Below are 17012 nucleotides of genomic sequence, written 5' to 3'. Positions count from 1 at the left end.
TTCTGGCGTCAGCAGGAGCACCTCCATGAAGATCCGCATAGGCTACGAACTAATTTACAACTTCCCGCAGCCAACACCCATGATCCTGAATTTGAGCGTGCATTATACTCGTGCCTCAGACATCATCATTCCGGACTACCTGATCACCGACCCGCCAGTCCCGATTACCGCTTATCGCGATAATTTTGGTAACTGGTGTAGCCGTATCGTCGCCCCCCAGGGTCGGCTTAGACTGTCCACCGACGCGCTTGTAAGAGACACTGGCCAGCCAGATAGAACAATCTCACAGGCGAAACAAACACCAGTAGAAAAACTGCCTGACGAAACGTTGTTGTTTCTGTTGGGGAGCCGATATTGCGAAACCGATCGCTTATCCGAGACTGCTTGGCAACTGTTCGACAACTCACCCACTGGATGGGCCCGCGTTCAGGCAATCTGCGACTATGTAAATCAACATATTACCTTTGGCTATGAATATGCGCGCCGCACAAAAACTGCCTGGGAGGTTTTTCAGGAAAGATCAGGGGTTTGCCGGGACTATGCGCATCTTGCCATCACTTTTTGCCGATGCATGAATATTCCAGCTCGTTACTGCAGCGGCTACCTGGGCGATATCGGTATACCGCCACCCTATGGTGTTATGGATTTTGCTGGTTGGTTCGAGGCCTATCTGGATGGCCAGTGGTTCACCTTTGACGCTCGTAACAATATCCCGCGCATTGGACGCGTGCTAATCGCTCGGGGTAGGGATGCCGCCGATGTCGCCATCACCTGCACTTTCGGCCCCAATACTCTGGAGAGCTTCAAGGTTAGGACCGAAGAGGTGAGCGAGATAGATCTAGGATAACGGCTCACTGTCATCTAAGGTACTATCGGTGATTTGCTTTGCATGGCTTGGTTTACTGCCCTGGCAGTTTCAATTAAATGCCTTTTTCATGTATCAAAATCGACTATTTAAAGCTGGATTTTGAGCTAAATTTATTGGGCGCAGAATGCTGTTTCAGCATTGCCATTAAGACCTGCTTGATTCGAACTTTGCATCTGTGATCATGTTTAGTTCGGTAGCTTTACAAACCGAATTTCCTTACCTCGCCTTGGTGGCTACATCCAAGAGCGCGATAGAGGGGCTAACCCGCACGTTGGGCACAGAATGGCTGTTCAAATGCGCTGGACTGTTGCGAGCCACATGACCAGCCTGGGCGTTTCGAGACTGACCGTGTTAAAGATACTCAATCACAGTGAGAGTGGAATCACCGCTGTTTATGATCGGCACAGTCATGACCGGGAAAAACGTGCGGCTTTATTGTTATGGAGCGACCGCTTGCTCGATAGGGCAGCGGCAAAGCAGAAATGCAGGTGTCGGTCACCGGATATATGTGCATCCATCACTCTTAAATTTAGTTGTAAGCCAGCAAATTAGGTGTTAGAAAGTTCGATAATTCCGCTTCATAGAGTAATCCCTTCATGCAAAAATCTCATAAATTAATGTTTTTCTCCCTTTTAATGCTACTCAGTGTAGTTATCCGGGCTGAAATAATGGATGACAGACTGATGATAGGTTCATTTTCATCAGGAATACTCGATAACTGGGAGGCAAAAGAGTTTAAAGGACAAACCCGCTACCAATTAGTTGATCTTCATGGAACCCAAGTATTAAAAGCAGAAAGCGTTGGCAGCGCTTCAGGGCTTTTTAATGAGCAGCGCATTGATTTACAAAAAACACCGGTTATGAACTGGCGCTGGCATATTGAAAATCGGCTGGCCAAAGACATCAATGAGCAGGCCAAATCCGGCGACGATTATGCAGCAAGAATCTATGTTGTCGTCAGTGGCGGCGCTGCTTTCTGGCAAACGAAGGCGATCAATTATGTGTGGTCAAGTACCCTGCCTGTCGGCAAAGTCTGGCCCAATGCCTACGCCCAATCAGGTCTCAACGGTAAATTAATTATGATTGCACTGAGATCATCAACCGATCAAACGGGTACCTGGTATTCAGAAAAACGCAATATTTATGATGACCTTAAACACGAATTTGGAGAGGATATACACTACATTGATGCTGTTGCCATCATGTCTGATAGTGATGACTCCCAAGGTAAAGTAACGGCTTATTACGGTGATATTTACTTTAGTAAAAACTGATTAACTAGGCTCGAAACATGACCCGGTCTTGAGTAAACCGATTTTCCGGCGCTACACAACCACAGGCTCAAGCCGGCAAGTTTGAATAACGGACTAAAATCCGGATACGCAGTAGCTCACGGGTGCGTTTTAGTCGGGGTTTCATTTTGAAAATGTCGTTTGGATTACATTGAATCCTGTAATCCACATCGGATTCGACTGGCGGCACAGGCGGTTTCGCACAAGATGCATCGCAGCTAAGGATTGACTTAGCGCGCCCTGACTGAGTTGCGTTTACCGAAAGCCTCGCCATCGCTTCGGCTTATCTCAAGTCGAATTGCTTGAGCTTTAAAGTGGCTATCAACTTCACGATATTCTGAAGCCGTTATAGCCAAATTACTCAGCTAAGTTTTTTTTATTGTATTCAACCAATTCCAGAGTCCGTTATCATTCAGCACCATCATCTTTAAAGAGGTTACAGAAAATGAACAACCCTAAAAGCAATATCCTGTTATTGAGTTTAATCCTGAGTACCAGCTCTGTCGGAGCTTCTCCCTTTTCAAGTCTCTATGTTTTGGGTGACAGCCTTTCCGATATCGGGGCCAGTTCATCCGCCGTGTACAGTATTTATAATTTTTTGGGGGGCAATTGTGATCCAGGACATCCTTGCCCTCCTTACTATGAAGGACGTTATTCGAACGGCCCGATTACCGCTGAATTATTGGCAGACTCCATCTTACCGGGTGGCGCAGACAGTTCTAACTATTACAGTTATGCGGTTGCCGGCTCAACGACTGGAATAGGAAATTTTGGCGATGGTGGTTCAGCTACTAGTCTGGGATTTGGGCTTTTGCCGGGAATGGCCTTTCAAATTGCGACTTATTTACCCAGTGTAAATACTCATTCTGATACCTTACACTTGGTTTGGGGTGGCGCTAATGACTTCTTGACCGGGGACTCGGCGTCCGGGGCCGCTCAAAACATAGCGGGTACTGTCAGCACCCTTGCCGCAGCAGGCGCTAAAAATATTTTAGTCCCGAATCTGCCGAATCTAAGCGTAACCCCCTTTGTTCAGTCACAAACCTCAGTGGTAATAGAGTCTGCCTATAATTTTTCTGTAGATTTCAATACCGCCCTAAGTGATCATTTAGATCAACTGGGGGCCTTATACCCGACAACCACTATTTTCCAATTCGATACCTTCAGTTTGTTTGATAAAATTATAGAGGATCCGACCAGTTACGGTTTTAGCAATACGGTTGATGCCTGTGTAGTGTTGCCCGATGTTTGCGCTAATGCAAGCGGTTATCTATTCTGGGATGACTTTCATCCTACTCACCAGACACACCAAATATTTGCATCTGCCATGGCCAGTGCCGTGCCTCTTCCCGGTTCACTTTTTTTATTCATAACCGGATTGATCGGTTTAGTGTGGACCCCGATACAAAAGGCCAAATCACTTAGTTTTCCGCCTGGTTTTCCAGGGCGTTCATAAGGGGATGTTCTTAGCTTTAACGTATTAAACCACTAATTGGTGAGAGCATCTGGTCTAATCAAAATCAGCCGGATAGAAAAATGACTCATCGACAAGTTTGGAACCGGCTGAATACGGAAGACTTCCTTAGGAGCCTAACGTATTCAGCTTTTTGGCCATGACTCGAGTGTTAAAGCCATAAGACCGCCGACATGACTGCCAACATAGGCTTAACTGAAGTTTCCCACTCTTTTCAAAAACGGGCTGCTATTTTGCTTGGACTGCAGCAATTATCAGCCACTTTGCGACATTCAAGACTTGAAATGTATGACAATTGCATCACAAATAGCAACTTTTCAGTTTAGCTATTCTGCGCGTGGTCATGTTTGCGGCTTTTATGGCAAGGCTATTTTGTTCGACGCTTACAAGGAAGTAAGCGGTAGACTGCGTCGGGAACTGGCAATCGAGAGCAATGCGCGGAAACAGGCGCAGAGCAAGCTCTGTAACTGTTTCCGCGCCTTGCTCACGTTCCCTACTTCCATCCATGGAGGCAACGCCTCTATCGGACAAAAGAGCGCATCAGAAAACCGCAAATGTGGTCGCGCGAAGTATATAGACCTTTCGCACTTCAAATGTCGGCAGTGCCAAAGGAGGCAACGGGTTGTTCGGCAAAGGCTTTGCCAACATGGATGCTGGCATAGAGCTTACATGGATGTATTTACGGCGTCCTTTGACGGGCACCCCGGTGCCGAATTTCGATCTACAATGGGTATATTTGCTTGATTGCATAACCCTTGGCCAGCTCCTTCAAGACGTTGCCTGAAAAAATTCAGGGACTCTGTCAAGTTTATTTGTAGAAATAAAGTCTGAAAAAGTGGCTCAAAATTGTTGGCCATTTTGGCTCCGTTTATTTCGTCATTAACAGATTGACCCCGACCAGCAGGTATATGGCCTAAATGGGATATCGAGAAACCCTACTGCGCCAAGAAGCGGGCATCAAAAGTTCAACAGGAAATGAACACTTTGTAACGTTATGTAAATCTTCACAGAGCGACCGAGAGCTGCTATTCGGCCAGACACATGCTTGGCTTTTTTGAACGACTTATGCGTATTGGTCAACTGAAGCATGTCATCAGGTACAACCCGTATAGGAAAGCCGCTCTAAATGCTACATCCAAATCAGAAGGCGGAATTCACAGATCAACCAAAAATATGAGTGTTTTCTTCAAATTGGAATAAAAACGAATGCCATCACATCATTATGGTAATTGTCTTTTGTCTTGTATTCCCTATAACCCTTACTAGCGGCAATACCTAGCACATAATTTTCTCCCGAGTGCTTGATTAGCATCGAACGGGTTCCGCCATTTTTCAATTTGAAATAGGCATCATCTATTGGCAATTTATCCCCCACGCGATAGTGAAGATGATTAGCAACGCTCAAAATCATCCCTTTGCGATCAGTAAATACCGCAAAACTATTCGTCATAGGAGAACCGTCGGGCTTTTTTGGCAGGATTTCGCGCAGCATCGCAGCAAATTGTGGCTCACTGTCAAAAACAAGGCCGATTCCACCCAACACTTTATCGGTGTCTATCAAATCAGTAATAGCAGCGTTGTAAATATAGGTAGGGCGATCGTTATAAAGTACTGTGGACGAAAAACTTGATACGCTGTAGGACTGGCTGTTGGCATTATCCATGTCGATCTTAAAGCCTGACGATTTATTGACCTTCACGCCTATCAAACCTGACTGCTGCGGGTTTGAAACTGCAACAATTACGCCTTGCGTATTGTAGACATAGATGTTGGTGTAAACCGTATAGAGGGCGTTGATATAAGAAAGAATTTCACTGATCTCACGCGTATCGACATCAGAAATTTCTGACTTTGCCAGGTTGCGGCGAAACAACGAGGTCAAAGCCCACCATCGGCAATCGTTAGCTCTCTCGTAAAGATTGCGATCCATGATATCTACCGCCAACGATGCCAGGAAGCCGGCATTATTCAGATGCGAGGACATCACGGTTACTTCCTGTAAGCTATTGACGGAGGTTGTAAACAAAGAGGAAATGTCAGTACCAATTTGTTTAATAGCCTCCAACACCGGCATAAATTCCGCAGCGTTTCTTCGGGCCGAAGCAATTTTCCCGTTCAACACCAGTAAACTAAGATCCGCATTGATATCCGAGGAGGCTTTACGGATTACTTTTAGATCCTGTGGAAAACTATCAGATTGGTCAATGATCTCTTTATATTCCTGGCCCTCTTTAACAGACAGGTCTCTCTTAAAAGCCGAATCTAATCGGGTTAACATCTGCCCGTGCCAACCCAGACCATAAAAGCCCTGATAGCCATTGGTCCTTCTCGTGTTAACGATGTAATCAAAGCGTTGAAAACGAGTCAATGAGCTCGTCTCATAGTAATCAGAATAGGTCCCTAATGGTAAAATCTGTTCGTTACTGCTAGCGATAACTCGTCCTTCTGAGTTCAAAATACTGATAACTTCGTTGTTGCATTCACTGACTAAATTGGCAAATATACCCTGCATTTCATCGTCAAATCGGAAACACAAACAGAGTACGCCAAGAATTCGCGAGTTTTTTTGATCAGTTTCAGTAATCTTGCAGGAATAAATTAACGAATGGCGTCGGTTTGCTTGCAGTTCACTGTAGCGAAAGGTTTCCACATAGGCCTGTTGCGAATCTAAGGTTTCCTGTATTAGAGGATCGGTTGATACAGTAATTTGATTGCTAGGGTCTAAATGCGCTCGGATTTTGGCCTGAGTGTCTAATATGATGATTTCGTCGTAAACACTGTATTTTTTGACATATTCCTTTAGGCGATTTTCAATGAACTCAATCTGGCTTTGATCAGATTGAGCCTGGTTAAGAAAAACCCGAATATCATTGTCTGTTGCCAGAAAGCCAACATCGGCGGTGCGTTCAAAAAGATTACGAATCAGTAAGTCAATGGCAACTTGTGCCCTGGAAGCGTTATCCAACAGTAGCTTTTGTAAGTTTTCACGTAACAAGCTGTCGGTCAGGTTTCGCTGCAGTACCCCAAATTTAATTTGAGTACGATTCATGTCATCCAAAATCATCGACGCAACATTGTGGCTGTTAATCTTGCCGATGAGAGTAATTTTACCCCACAATTTGTTTAATTGGGCTAATTGGGTTTCTAAACTTTTGACCTCAGGCAAAGCGGCTAACAGTTTGGTAGAGTGGGTATTGAATAAGGTATCCATGCTTCTCCAAACAGTGGGTTGAAAGGATCAATTAAGACAAATTTTCATTTTGATTCAATATTAATCGCTTACAGGTTTAAGCAAAAATTACACCATAGCCACCCTTGCTGATTTTTCCTAAAATAAATATCGATTGATAATATCCGATGCACTAAAACAGTGCGCTATGCACCTTTATAAGCACTGAGACCTTTCCGAGCGATCACACATCATAGGCTCGATTTAATCATCTATCTCGCCCTAAATAACAGCACAAATCCTGCCTGTCGGTTAAAAAGAACAAAATGTCAGCGAAAATGAAGGCGCACTTAGCGCGTCTCCTCCATGCGTAGTTGCGAGCTAGGAGGCTGCCCGATAATTGAAAAAGCATGGTATCAGTTCATTCCCTGGGAACTAAACGCAGGATCCGGATGCCTTTATGTTATATTGTTTAACAATATCAACAAGATAATGTATCTTTATTAAAAATAACAGGCCTTTGCGCAGCGGTGACGATTCCCTTCAAATCCTGACCGTTTGAGTTTCATCAATACCAATTATTTCCCGGCAGTGTGTTTGACCCCCTTCCGGAGGATCATGAATGCTTTCTCTACGGCGAACTGTTCGAGCAGTTGGATACCGCTAGCGTTGAGCAGACCTATAGCCGGAAAGGCCAGCACGCCTATCACCCGAAGTTGATGGTTTCGATTCTGATCTATGCCTACAGCCGCGGCGTATTCAGGCAACGATAAACCTGCTTGGAACTGAATGCAATTCATAGCCATATGACGAGACTCCTTTGTAAATTAAACAACAGAATGCGTTTTCCCAGTCACGAAATACCGGGTTATCTGGCTTGAGCTGAAGCATCTGGCTAATCAGGAAAAATTAAGTAAGCTATCGCACAGAAATTCTAATAATTAGCAGTCATTATCAATCTAAATAGCCGCTTTAATTAGGGTAACAAGTTTATGTCCAGGATATGCTAGTACAAGCAATCGCTCGGCGTCGCGAAGCACTCCATAGCTTGGTGCAACGAGCCGAGATTGTGTTGTCGGCAAGAACAGCGAGCTATAACAAAACCATCAGCCAAGACTTGGGGTTATGCGAGGAGACGGTTGGTTTTTGGCGAAAGCACTGGGTCGATAACACCGCTGAATTGGAAAAGTTTAAGGATAAACCCAAGCAGTTACGGGAAGCGGTCGGCCAAGTGCTGGCGGACAGACCGCGCCCAGGTAGCCCCGGTACATTTACGGCAGAATAGATTTGCCAATTGTTGGCGGTTGCCTGTGAAACACCCCCGGAATACCTCAGTCACTGGAAGCAGCCGGAGCTAGTTCGGACAATGATCAATCGGGGTATTGTCGCCAGCATATCAGCCAGCGGTGTCGAGCGTTTTTTAATATCAGGGGAACTTAAAACTCCATCGGATCAAATTTTGGTTGATTCATAAGGTCGAGAATGAAGCGAACTTTCGGCAATACGTGCGAGCTGTGTGTAAACTTTATCACCCAGCACAGGAGCTTCATGAGTCGGGCGTTTAGCTGATAAGTGTTGATGAAAAGACAGGCATTCAGGCACTGGAACGGATACATCCCGACCATGCGATGTCCAAAGGGAAACTGGGTTGCATGAGTTTGAATACACGCGGCATGGCACACAATCCCTGATAACTAATTTTGAAGTGGCTACCGGTAAAGTCATCTGTCCCACTCTTGGCGACGCCCGGCAGAAGACGACTTTGTGTCTCACATCCGGGCGACGGTAGCAACCGATCCCGATGCAAAATGGGTGTTTGTCGCCGACCCGCTCAATACCCATAAGTCGGCCTCGTTGGTTGAATGCTTGGCGGAGCTCTGCGGCATAAAAGACGCATTAGGCGAGAAAGGCAAATCCGGTATTTTAGAGAATATGGCTTCCCGCGCAGACTTTTTACAATGCTCTGATCATCGTATCCGTTTTGTGTATACGCCCAAACATTGTTCATGGCTTAATCAGATAGAAATCTGGTTCGGTATCCTGAGCCGTCGGTTACTAAAACGTGGGAGTTTTCCATCAAAGGAAGTTTTAAATGCACGCATTCTGTCATTCATTGAGTTTTTTAATGTGACTTTAGCAAAACCGTTTCGATGGACTTATATTGGCAAACCTCTGCTTGTTTAGATTATCGAATGTATTTCGGAAGCTGGGTACTCGCTTTTTATAGATTAGTACGATCAATCTTATGTAAGTACTGACCAAATTAGCGGAACAATTAACTTGAATAAAATGAAGTCCTTACCCGACGATGAAAAAATTCAGGCTGAGCAAGGTTCTGACGCGTCTCAAGTCCTTGTCAGGTTAACGAAATTGTCAAGTTGGCTAGATGATCGTTACCTAATACCTGGCACCGACTGGCGAGTAGGATACGATAGTATATTAGGTTTGATACCAGGGATTGGAGATATCTTAACCAGTTCTTTAGGCTTATATATTGTTTATAAAGCCAAGCGATTAAATGTGCCGAATTGGGTTTTAGCACAAATGCTATGGTATTTGGCAGTTGACGCGGTGGTGGGCTCGGTACCTGTTTTTGGCGATTTTTTTGATATGAGATATAAGGCTCATCGTAAGAATGTTCAGGTTTTATTGAATCATTTGGAAAATAAAAAGTACGTAAAATCAGGGTTAGATCTCTAGTCACTTTTAATAAGCTCAAAAAAGACTGTAAGTTTACATGAACTAATCGATTGACTTGTCTTGCCGGTCGTCATAATTGGACGCCAGCCCGAGCAAGTGGCTGAACAAAACTATTGAGGTGGTTTCGAGTAAGGTGTTGCCTCTAGAAACGGTAATTTTAAGGTATCTGCTCACCCCCTCCAATTTTAGTGGGTGTAGGTGGTTGATTGAAAAGGCTTCTGCGACAGGGATGTTGCAGAGAACTACAGGGACGTATTGATGCGTCCTTTGAAATCAAGCATCTACACCCTTAATTCAAAGCGGGCGAGCAGTTACATATTAAGTTTACATTACTGTTATTCGCCTGTGACTAAAGAGGACAACAGTAAATCTAAAAATCAAAGTTATCATCATGGCCTGGAGTGCAATGCATTCACTGGCTCCGGGGGTCAACTTAGTTGGAGCTGCGTCAATGTCTAAACTCAAAAATTCTTCTCTCCATATTCTGTTAAATGCTCAGTCAGGAAAAGACGATTCAAAAGAAGTCCGCAAAATTATTGAAGATACCTTAGTTGCAGCAGGAAGAAGTTTTAACATTTACTTAATCGAAGATCCGGAGGAGTTAGTCAAAATCGCACAACAAGCCGTAAACTCCGCTGCGCGTGATAAGGGCATTCTGGTGGCGGCCGGCGGTGATGGCGTTATTAACACCGTGATTCAGCAAGCAATACAAAGTGACTGTTATAGGGTCGGGATAATTCCACAAGGTACGTTTAATTTTTTTGCAAGAACGCATAACATACCCGAGGCGCTGGAGGGCGCTTTAGACACCATTTTGAATGGATATTACGAGCCGGTTCAGGTTGGTGTGATAAATGGTAAGGTTTTTCTGGTTAATGCCAGTCTAGGGCTTTATCCAGACTTGCTGGAGACCCGCGAACAATTTAAAAGTCGATGGGGCCGAAGTCGTTTCATCGCTGTTATTGCCGGAATGTACTTTCTGGCTCTTAATCGGCAGATTATTCATCTCAAGCTTACAACTCAAACTAGAAGCATTGAATTAGACACCCCCAGCCTTTTTATCGCTAACAACGCCCTTCAACTTAAAAATGTGGGGGTAGCTGAAGCGCAGAAAATTGAACAGGGCAAACTGGTCGCTATCATTCCCCGGCCACTCAACAAATTGGCGATGGTTAAATTATTAATCAAGGGAGTACTCGCTGATCTTGATAATGATGAAAATATCCTGAGCTTCCCATTTGAAAAAATGACTGTCCGTTTTGCCAGATTTTTAGGTTCTAATGTTAAAGCAGCGATTGATGGGGAAGTCATTTGGCTTAAAGCACCGATTGAGATTGGTATAGCTGAACGGGCCTTATTGTTGATTAAGCCACGATACACACCCGATTGATTAAAATTGATGGACGTAATCCTGCATCTCTCTGACCCACATTTCGGAACCGAGCTACCTGAGGTGACGCAAGCTTTAATTGAGTTAACGTATCAGGAACAACCAAACTTAACGATTATATCCGGCGACATAACCCAAAGAGCGAGAACTAAACAATTCACCGCAGCCAAAGCCTTTACTGAAGCCTTACAAAGTAAGACCAAGGTTGTGATAGCTGGAAATCACGATATACCGCTCTTCAATCTACCCATGCGATTATTCTGGCCTTATTATAATTATCAAAAAACTTTTGGAGAAAATCTTGAGCCGGTCTTTGAGTCAGACACCTTACTGGTTGTTACCGTCAAAACGACGCGCCGTTATAGGCATGTAAATGGTGAACTATCGGTTACTCAGATCGATCGGGTTTGTCGCCTATTACAGCAAGGTAAACCATCGCAGTTACGCATTGTTGTTGCGCACCATCCCCTCTTTGTAAATAATATGGTGGATGAGGATAACGTAGTTAAAGGGCGCGATAGAGCTATCTTCCAGTGGGCAAAAGCAGGCGCTGACCTTATTTTAGGTGGCCATATTCATTTGCCCTTTATTATTCCGCTGCACCAAAAGATTGATGAATTAACGTATCCGCTTTGGGTGATTCAGGCTGGTCCTGCAGTATCGGAGAGAATGCGCTGGAATGCCGGTAACTCAGTCAATATTATTCGTTACCAGGAGTCATCGGATGAGCCACGACATTGCAAAGTCGAACAATGGGATTATCACGACCAACAATCCGGCTTCCTTTGTGTTGCAAAAGAAACATTAAAACTTTCCCTTGCAACTTTATAGAATTAATTTATTGCACAAGAAGTGGTTTACCGCACGCCAAAACTTACCGTTCGCTGGGATCGGTGTTAGCTACCGGCTTAATTTTCACTGCTGCTGGCATAATTAACCGGCATCACCCACTGTATTTCACATAGAGCCATAAAAAATAGAGTGACATTCTTATTTTGCAGTTCCTGATGAACCTTTAACAAGTCAGGCGATACGCAATCATCTGGCTGATGACTGAGCCAATGTAGGAAACAATAACTTCTCTGACTCCGCATCAGTTAACGTATCCGGCAAAAGCCAGGATAATCCGGCTTGCTCGGCACGTTCCACATAATTCGTCACTGCTGGCCTTGAGATATTGCATCTTTGGGCAATCTTTCGATTAGGCTTATTTCAGGCGTAAGGTCTTTTATTTTTCGCATAGATAACCTATTAGCCGGCATCTGCTTCCTCTTAATAATGATGCAGAATATCCCTTAGTTATACCCATCGCAGATCGAAATTCGACACCGGGGTGCCCGCCAGAGGGTGGCAGCTTTGGGGCAGGAATACGCAGAGTTAGAACTCCATTATTCGATAACCAATGTAATGCAATAGTAAAGCACCCCAAAAACCCTTATTTCATTTATAATTTTTGTCATGGCCACTGAAGAGGAAGCCTATGCGAATTGTTTGCCTGTCGGATACTCACGGAATGACCGACCGGATCGAGGTGCCTGATGGCGATGTGCTGGTGGTAGCGGGAGACATCTGTCTGGCAGGATATGATTCGGAATTGAAGATATTTGATGAATTCATGCTAAGCCTGCCGCACAAAGCCAAATTTTTAGTTGCAGGCAATCATGATTGGCCGATTGCAGATGGGGTCAGTTTTCATTTTAAAAGACTGATTAAAAATGTAATTTATCTCGAGGACAGAGGCGTTGAAATTAATGGCGTGAAATTCTGGGGGTCTCCCTGGCAACCTGAATTTTTTAACTGGGCGTTCAATCTGCCGCGTGGACAGCCGCTAGCGCAGATGTGGTCATTAATTCCCGACGATACCGATGTACTTATTACGCATACCCCCCCTAACGGAATATTGGACCAGATCTATAGCGGCGAAGTGGTTGGCTGTGAAGACTTGCTTTATGCATTGGAGCGTATCAAGCCGAAGCTGCATATTTTTGGGCACATCCACGAGGGTTATGGCGTTATGGAGCGTAAAGGCACCACTTTCGTCAATGCTTCAATTTGCGATGCAGGGTATCAGCCTGTCAACGCGCCGATTGTAATTGATTTGTAGCTGAAATGAAAAAACACCCGGCAATCAGTTTTTCGGCTGAATTAAGTCCCTATCATGAGCCCATAGCGAAGCGCCTATGACCGCAGCCGGTGCTATTAAAATATTCAATAGCGGCAAGGTGAGACCCAGCATAACCAAACCTCCGAAACTCAGCGTGCTAAGTCTATAACGCGACAGAATCTGTTTTTGTTCGGCAAATAAAATACCTGCGTTTTCAAGCGGGTACGCAAAATATTCCATAGCCATAGCCCATGCACCAAAGAGACCCCATAACACCGGCGCTACGATGTTGATGCCCGGTATAACCGATAGGATAAGCAACGGTAAGGCTCTGAGCAGTAAATAGCGGGCCCTGCCTAATTCAGCCAGAACAACCTTGACTACCGGAGGTTCCTTGACAAAAACCGGATCGGCTTTTATGAGCCGCGTCGTTTTCGCCGACAAGGCGCCATAAAAAGGTGCAGCCAACAGATTTGCTATCAGCGTAAACGTAAAAAAACCGATCACAAAAAACCCGACAAAAAATAATGGCCACAATATCCAGTTCAACCAAGTGAGCCAGTCTGGAATAAATTGCTGAATCAGCGCATCGATATAGGTATAGGCAAGAAAAAGCAGTGTGCTGTAAAGAACCAGATTGATGGCTAACGGAATCAGGATAAATTGGCGCAACTCTGACTTGGTCAGCCATTTCAGACCTTTGACCAAATAACCGAAGCTTGCCATGGGGTTGTTGTCGTTGATCAATCGCATTACTGTAAACTCCTGATACCTTTTTCAGAGGGGTTTAAAACCACTCCTTTTTCGGTCACTATCGCAGTAATTAGTTCCGCAGGGGTAACGTCAAATACCGGATTCCAGGCAGTGACGAGCGAGCCGCTTTGCTCATAACATTCAGGAAGCAGTTCTCTTGCTTCGCGCTGTTCTATTTCGATGGTATTGCCGTTTTCCAAGGACCAATCGATAGTGGATGTAGGCGCGGCAATCATCAGTTTGATGCCGTGTTGTTTGGCCAGCACGGCCAATGAATAGGTGCCGATTTTGTTGGCCGTATCGCCGTTTGCCGCAATCCGGTCGGCCCCGACGACGATCCATTCGATAGCACCTGATTTCATGAGCCAAGCTGCAGCAGAATCGGCAACCAGCGTCACAGGGATACCATCCTGAGCCAATTCCCATGCCGTCAATCGGGCGCCTTGCAGCCAGGGTCTGGTTTCACCGGCGTAGATAGATTTCAGTCCTCGTTTATACGCGCTGCGAATGACGCCTAATGCTGTTCCGTAGCCGCCGGTAGCCAAGGCCCCTGCATTGCAATGCGTCATAACGCCTTTCGCGTTGCCGATGATATCGGCACCGAACTCAGCCATTTTATGATTCGCACTGATATCCTCTTCATGAATTTTATTAGCCAAACTTAAAAATTCATCGACGGGATTGCCCTGAATTCCGGCCAGCAAGTCAGTCATCTGCTTCAAAGCCCAGAACAGGTTGACAGCCGTCGGGCGAGACTGTGCCAGTTTGGCTATATCTTCGGCAACTTTTACACGCCACTCATCGCCTGTTTCGTCAAAATGCTGGCGAACCGACAAAACCACGCCGTAGGCTGCGGCAATACCAATCGCGGGAGCGCCTCGTACTTCCATACTTCTTATCGCATCAAAAACACCCTCTGCATCGGAATATTCATGATAAACGATGGTTTGCGGTAAACAACGCTGATCCAACACTTTCAGCGAATGGCCTGTCCAATGCAGAGCCTGAACAGTCAATTGAGTTTGTTCATTCATTATTGATCCAATCAAGGTTAAAAAAGTTATAATTCTGTTACTTGATTCAGGAACAGCACATGAACGTCGATATTCTCATCCATGCACGTTGGATTATACCCGTTGAACCGGCATCCGTAACCTATGAAAACCACACGCTGGTCATTGATGACGGCAGAATAATCGATTTACTTCCCGAAGAGATGGCCAGTTCCAAATATCAGGGACGGACAGTTGAAAGAATGGATAAGCACGCGCTGATTCCGGGACTGATCAACAGCCATACGCACGCCGCAATGTCACTGATGCGCGGCATAGCGGACGATTTACCGTTGATGGATTGGCTACAGCATCATATCTGGCCTTTGGAACAACAGTGGATGGGCAAGGCCTTTGTCCGGGACGGAACCGACCTGGCAATTGCGGAAATGATCCGAAGCGGTACGACCTGTTTCAATGACATGTATTTTTTCCCTGAAATTGCCGCTCAGCAAGCCATACAGCATGGCATGCGTGCTTCCATAGGCTTGATACTGATTGATTATCCTTCGGCGTGGGCTGACAACAGCGATCATTATCTGGAAAAAGGACTCGCCTTGTACGATGAGTTTCGGCACGAACCGCTGATCAGCATGCCGTTTGCTCCTCATGCGCCTTATACGGTATCAGATGGGCCCTTACAAAAAGTCAGAACCTTGGCCGATGAACTGGACATACCGGTTCATATGCATGTGCATGAAACCCAACACGAAGTTGAAGATGAACAAAAGAAGTCAGGCAAACGCCCGATTCAGCGCCTGCATGAACTGGGACTCATCAATCCTTCGTTGATCGCGGTTCATATGACGCAATTGACGGATGAGGAAATCCAGTTATTTGCCGCAGCCGGAGCGCATATCGTTCATTGCCCGGAATCAAACTTAAAACTGGCCAGCGGCTTTTGTCCTGTCGCCAAATGCCTGGACGCCGGAATTAACGTGGCACTGGGCACTGATGGTGCCGCAAGCAACAATGATTTGGACATGTTTTCCGAAATGCGAACCGCTGCACTGCTCGGCTAGGCTGTTGCTAGTGATGCCAGCGCAGTTCCGGCAGCAACCGCATTAAGAATGGCGACGCTGAACGGGGCCAAAGCCTTGGGACTGGATAGCGAAACCGGTTCACTGGAAATAGGCAAAGCAGCTGATGTGGTTGCCATTGATTTATCGCAGCTGGAAACTCAACCGCTTTATTGCCCGGTGTCTCAAATCGTCTATGCTGCCGGCCGGCAACACGTCACCGATGTGTGGGTTAACGGCAAGCGGCTCCTCAAGCAACAGCAACTCACGACACTGTCAATCACTGATCTGACAATTAGAATTAATGAATGGCAGGCGCGTCTCGCCAAAGGCTAATTAAAGAGCCAGACGACCCTCTTTTGTGGGTGAAATGATTTTTCCTGGATTATCCATTCGCATGATTTAAATAAATGCGAATTTCAACGATACCAATAACCTAGTATTTTAGTATACAATAGCCATAAAGCACGGACCATTACTTATGACAGCAAAAGAAAACGTTCACTTACATGAGATTCACAAATTCGGTTCCCTGGCAGAACGCTGGTGGGACACACAAGGTGAATTCAAAACATTGCACGATATCAATCCTCTTCGGCTGAGGTTTATTCGTGATCATGCCTATATTGACGGCAGACGCATCGTTGACGTGGGATGCGGCGGCGGTATCCTGACCGAAGGTCTCGCCAAGAATGCGGCAAAAGTATTGGGAATTGACCTGAGTCAGGAATTGATAGACATTGCCGACTTGCATAGTCTGGAGTCCGGAATCAAAGCCGAATACCGCAAAATCAGCGCCGAAGCCTTGGCACAGGAACAACCGGAAAGCTTTGATCACGTCACTTGTATGGAAATGCTGGAGCATGTGCCGGATCCATTATCTATTGTTTACGCTTGCGCTCAACTGGTTAAACCGGGCGGCATGGTGTTTTTCTCTACACTTAACCGTAAACCCAAAGCCTATCTTCTTGCAATTGTTGCAGCTGAACATATGTTAAAAATGGTACCCAAGGGAACGCATGATTTTAAAACTTTCATCAAACCCTCCGAACTAAGCCAGTGGGCCCGTTATGCAGGGCTTGAGCTAGTTAGTCTGTGCGGCATCGAGTACAACCCGTTCAACAAACGTTTCAGTCTTGGCAAGGATATTGATGTCAATTATCTGGCCGCGTTCCGACGACCCGAATAACG

At 45.5% G+C, this 17012-nt stretch carries 16 protein-coding genes and 1 pseudogene; 11 read left to right on the top strand and 6 right to left on the bottom strand.

What is annotated here, in order from left to right; translation table 11 throughout:
- Positions 1-25 precede the first annotated feature (25 nt).
- The 3 genes from GO003_RS14280 to GO003_RS14270 all read left to right on the top strand — a co-directional run bounded on the left by GO003_RS14280 (position 26) and on the right by GO003_RS14270 (position 3616).
- Positions 26-847 carry a transglutaminase-like domain-containing protein gene (locus tag GO003_RS14280; RefSeq protein ID WP_159659554.1) on the top strand — a complete coding sequence of 274 codons (822 nt, stop codon included), beginning with the start codon at positions 26-28 and terminating at the stop codon, positions 845-847.
- Positions 848-1536: 689 nt separating this feature from the next.
- A complete protein-coding gene (locus GO003_RS14275; RefSeq protein ID WP_231089001.1) occupies positions 1537-2142 on the top strand; it encodes a DUF3047 domain-containing protein in 606 nt (201 codons plus the stop codon).
- A gap of 463 nt (positions 2143-2605) precedes the next feature.
- Positions 2606-3616, top strand: a complete 1011-nt coding sequence (locus GO003_RS14270) for an SGNH/GDSL hydrolase family protein (protein WP_159659555.1) — start codon at positions 2606-2608, stop codon at positions 3614-3616.
- Positions 3617-3934: 318 nt separating this feature from the next.
- Here GO003_RS14270 and GO003_RS14265 read toward each other — a convergent pair whose 3' ends face one another.
- From GO003_RS14265 to GO003_RS14255, 3 genes are all read right to left on the bottom strand, one after another.
- Positions 3935-4141 carry a hypothetical protein gene (locus GO003_RS14265; RefSeq protein ID WP_159659556.1) on the bottom strand — a complete coding sequence of 69 codons (207 nt, stop codon included), beginning with the start codon at positions 4139-4141 and terminating at the stop codon, positions 3935-3937.
- A 679-nt stretch (positions 4142-4820) separates the two neighbouring features.
- Positions 4821-6845 (bottom strand): cache domain-containing protein, encoded by a 2025-nt coding sequence (locus GO003_RS14260; protein ID WP_159659557.1) that lies wholly within the window; start codon positions 6843-6845, stop codon positions 4821-4823.
- Between the two features lie 536 nt (positions 6846-7381).
- Positions 7382-7609 (bottom strand): hypothetical protein, encoded by a 228-nt coding sequence (locus GO003_RS14255; RefSeq protein ID WP_159659558.1) that lies wholly within the window; start codon positions 7607-7609, stop codon positions 7382-7384.
- A 197-nt stretch (positions 7610-7806) separates the two neighbouring features.
- On the opposite strand from GO003_RS14255, the gene GO003_RS14250 reads away from it, so the two are divergent.
- The 5 genes from GO003_RS14250 (at position 7807) to GO003_RS14230 (ending at position 11724) form a co-directional block, all read left to right on the top strand.
- Positions 7807-8088 carry a hypothetical protein gene (locus tag GO003_RS14250; RefSeq protein ID WP_159659559.1) on the top strand — a complete coding sequence of 94 codons (282 nt, stop codon included), beginning with the start codon at positions 7807-7809 and terminating at the stop codon, positions 8086-8088.
- Positions 8089-8567: 479 nt separating this feature from the next.
- Positions 8568-8987, top strand: a complete 420-nt coding sequence (locus tag GO003_RS26190) for a transposase (RefSeq protein WP_331001641.1) — start codon at positions 8568-8570, stop codon at positions 8985-8987.
- A gap of 105 nt (positions 8988-9092) precedes the next feature.
- Positions 9093-9503: a DUF4112 domain-containing protein gene (locus tag GO003_RS14240; RefSeq protein WP_231089201.1), complete on the top strand. Its 411-nt coding sequence runs from the start codon at positions 9093-9095 to the stop codon at positions 9501-9503.
- Between the two features lie 391 nt (positions 9504-9894).
- Positions 9895-10893 carry a diacylglycerol/lipid kinase family protein gene (locus GO003_RS14235; protein ID WP_231089000.1) on the top strand — a complete coding sequence of 333 codons (999 nt, stop codon included), beginning with the start codon at positions 9895-9897 and terminating at the stop codon, positions 10891-10893.
- 9 nt (positions 10894-10902) lie between these two features.
- Complete coding sequence (locus GO003_RS14230) at positions 10903-11724, top strand: metallophosphoesterase family protein (protein ID WP_159659579.1); 822 nt, start codon at positions 10903-10905, stop codon at positions 11722-11724.
- Between the two features lie 207 nt (positions 11725-11931).
- Here GO003_RS14230 and GO003_RS26600 read toward each other — a convergent pair whose 3' ends face one another.
- Entirely contained in the window at positions 11932-12087 is a 156-nt protein-coding gene (locus GO003_RS26600) for a hypothetical protein (protein ID WP_159659586.1), read from the bottom strand.
- Between the two features lie 286 nt (positions 12088-12373).
- Between GO003_RS26600 and GO003_RS14225 the strand changes: the two genes are divergently transcribed.
- Complete coding sequence (locus GO003_RS14225) at positions 12374-12997, top strand: metallophosphatase domain-containing protein (protein ID WP_159659578.1); 624 nt, start codon at positions 12374-12376, stop codon at positions 12995-12997.
- A 24-nt stretch (positions 12998-13021) separates the two neighbouring features.
- Here GO003_RS14225 and cysZ read toward each other — a convergent pair whose 3' ends face one another.
- A complete protein-coding gene (gene cysZ, locus GO003_RS14220; RefSeq protein WP_159659577.1) occupies positions 13022-13750 on the bottom strand; it encodes a sulfate transporter CysZ in 729 nt (242 codons plus the stop codon).
- Positions 13750-14784, bottom strand: a complete 1035-nt coding sequence (gene mtnA / locus GO003_RS14215) for an S-methyl-5-thioribose-1-phosphate isomerase (protein ID WP_159659576.1) — start codon at positions 14782-14784, stop codon at positions 13750-13752. Before mtnA ends, cysZ begins: the two co-directional genes overlap by 1 nt.
- A gap of 59 nt (positions 14785-14843) precedes the next feature.
- On the opposite strand from mtnA, the pseudogene GO003_RS14210 reads away from it, so the two are divergent.
- Both GO003_RS14210 and ubiG read left to right on the top strand, forming a co-directional pair.
- Positions 14844-16157, top strand: a pseudogene (locus tag GO003_RS14210) (TRZ/ATZ family hydrolase).
- A 145-nt stretch (positions 16158-16302) separates the two neighbouring features.
- A complete protein-coding gene (ubiG, locus tag GO003_RS14205) occupies positions 16303-17010 on the top strand; it encodes a bifunctional 2-polyprenyl-6-hydroxyphenol methylase/3-demethylubiquinol 3-O-methyltransferase UbiG (protein ID WP_159659574.1) in 708 nt (235 codons plus the stop codon).
- Positions 17011-17012: the final 2 nt, after the last annotated feature.

The sequence above is a fragment of the Methylicorpusculum oleiharenae genome (genome assembly GCF_009828925.2).
In the GTDB taxonomy this organism is placed as follows: domain Bacteria; phylum Pseudomonadota; class Gammaproteobacteria; order Methylococcales; family Methylomonadaceae; genus Methylicorpusculum; species Methylicorpusculum oleiharenae.
This window is presented reverse-complemented; position numbering and strand designations above follow the sequence as displayed.

Excerpts from the sequence above, each read along its gene's own strand:
- GO003_RS14280 (WP_159659554.1), top strand. The coding sequence starts at position 26 with ATGAAGATCCGCATAGGCTACGAACTAATTTACAACTTCCCGCAGCCA.
- GO003_RS14275 (WP_231089001.1), top strand. The coding sequence starts at position 1,537 with ATGGATGACAGACTGATGATAGGTTCATTTTCATCAGGAATACTCGAT.
- GO003_RS14270 (WP_159659555.1), top strand. The coding sequence starts at position 2,606 with ATGAACAACCCTAAAAGCAATATCCTGTTATTGAGTTTAATCCTGAGT.
- GO003_RS14265 (WP_159659556.1), bottom strand. The coding sequence starts at position 4,141 with ATGGATGGAAGTAGGGAACGTGAGCAAGGCGCGGAAACAGTTACAGAG.
- GO003_RS14260 (WP_159659557.1), bottom strand. The coding sequence starts at position 6,845 with ATGGATACCTTATTCAATACCCACTCTACCAAACTGTTAGCCGCTTTG.
- GO003_RS14255 (WP_159659558.1), bottom strand. The coding sequence starts at position 7,609 with ATGGCTATGAATTGCATTCAGTTCCAAGCAGGTTTATCGTTGCCTGAA.
- GO003_RS14250 (WP_159659559.1), top strand. The coding sequence starts at position 7,807 with ATGCTAGTACAAGCAATCGCTCGGCGTCGCGAAGCACTCCATAGCTTG.
- GO003_RS14240 (WP_231089201.1), top strand. The coding sequence starts at position 9,093 with ATGAAGTCCTTACCCGACGATGAAAAAATTCAGGCTGAGCAAGGTTCT.
- GO003_RS14235 (WP_231089000.1), top strand. The coding sequence starts at position 9,895 with ATGGCCTGGAGTGCAATGCATTCACTGGCTCCGGGGGTCAACTTAGTT.
- GO003_RS14230 (WP_159659579.1), top strand. The coding sequence starts at position 10,903 with ATGGACGTAATCCTGCATCTCTCTGACCCACATTTCGGAACCGAGCTA.
- GO003_RS14225 (WP_159659578.1), top strand. The coding sequence starts at position 12,374 with ATGCGAATTGTTTGCCTGTCGGATACTCACGGAATGACCGACCGGATC.
- cysZ (WP_159659577.1), bottom strand. The coding sequence starts at position 13,750 with ATGCGATTGATCAACGACAACAACCCCATGGCAAGCTTCGGTTATTTG.
- mtnA (WP_159659576.1), bottom strand. The coding sequence starts at position 14,784 with ATGAATGAACAAACTCAATTGACTGTTCAGGCTCTGCATTGGACAGGC.
- ubiG (WP_159659574.1), top strand. The coding sequence starts at position 16,303 with ATGACAGCAAAAGAAAACGTTCACTTACATGAGATTCACAAATTCGGT.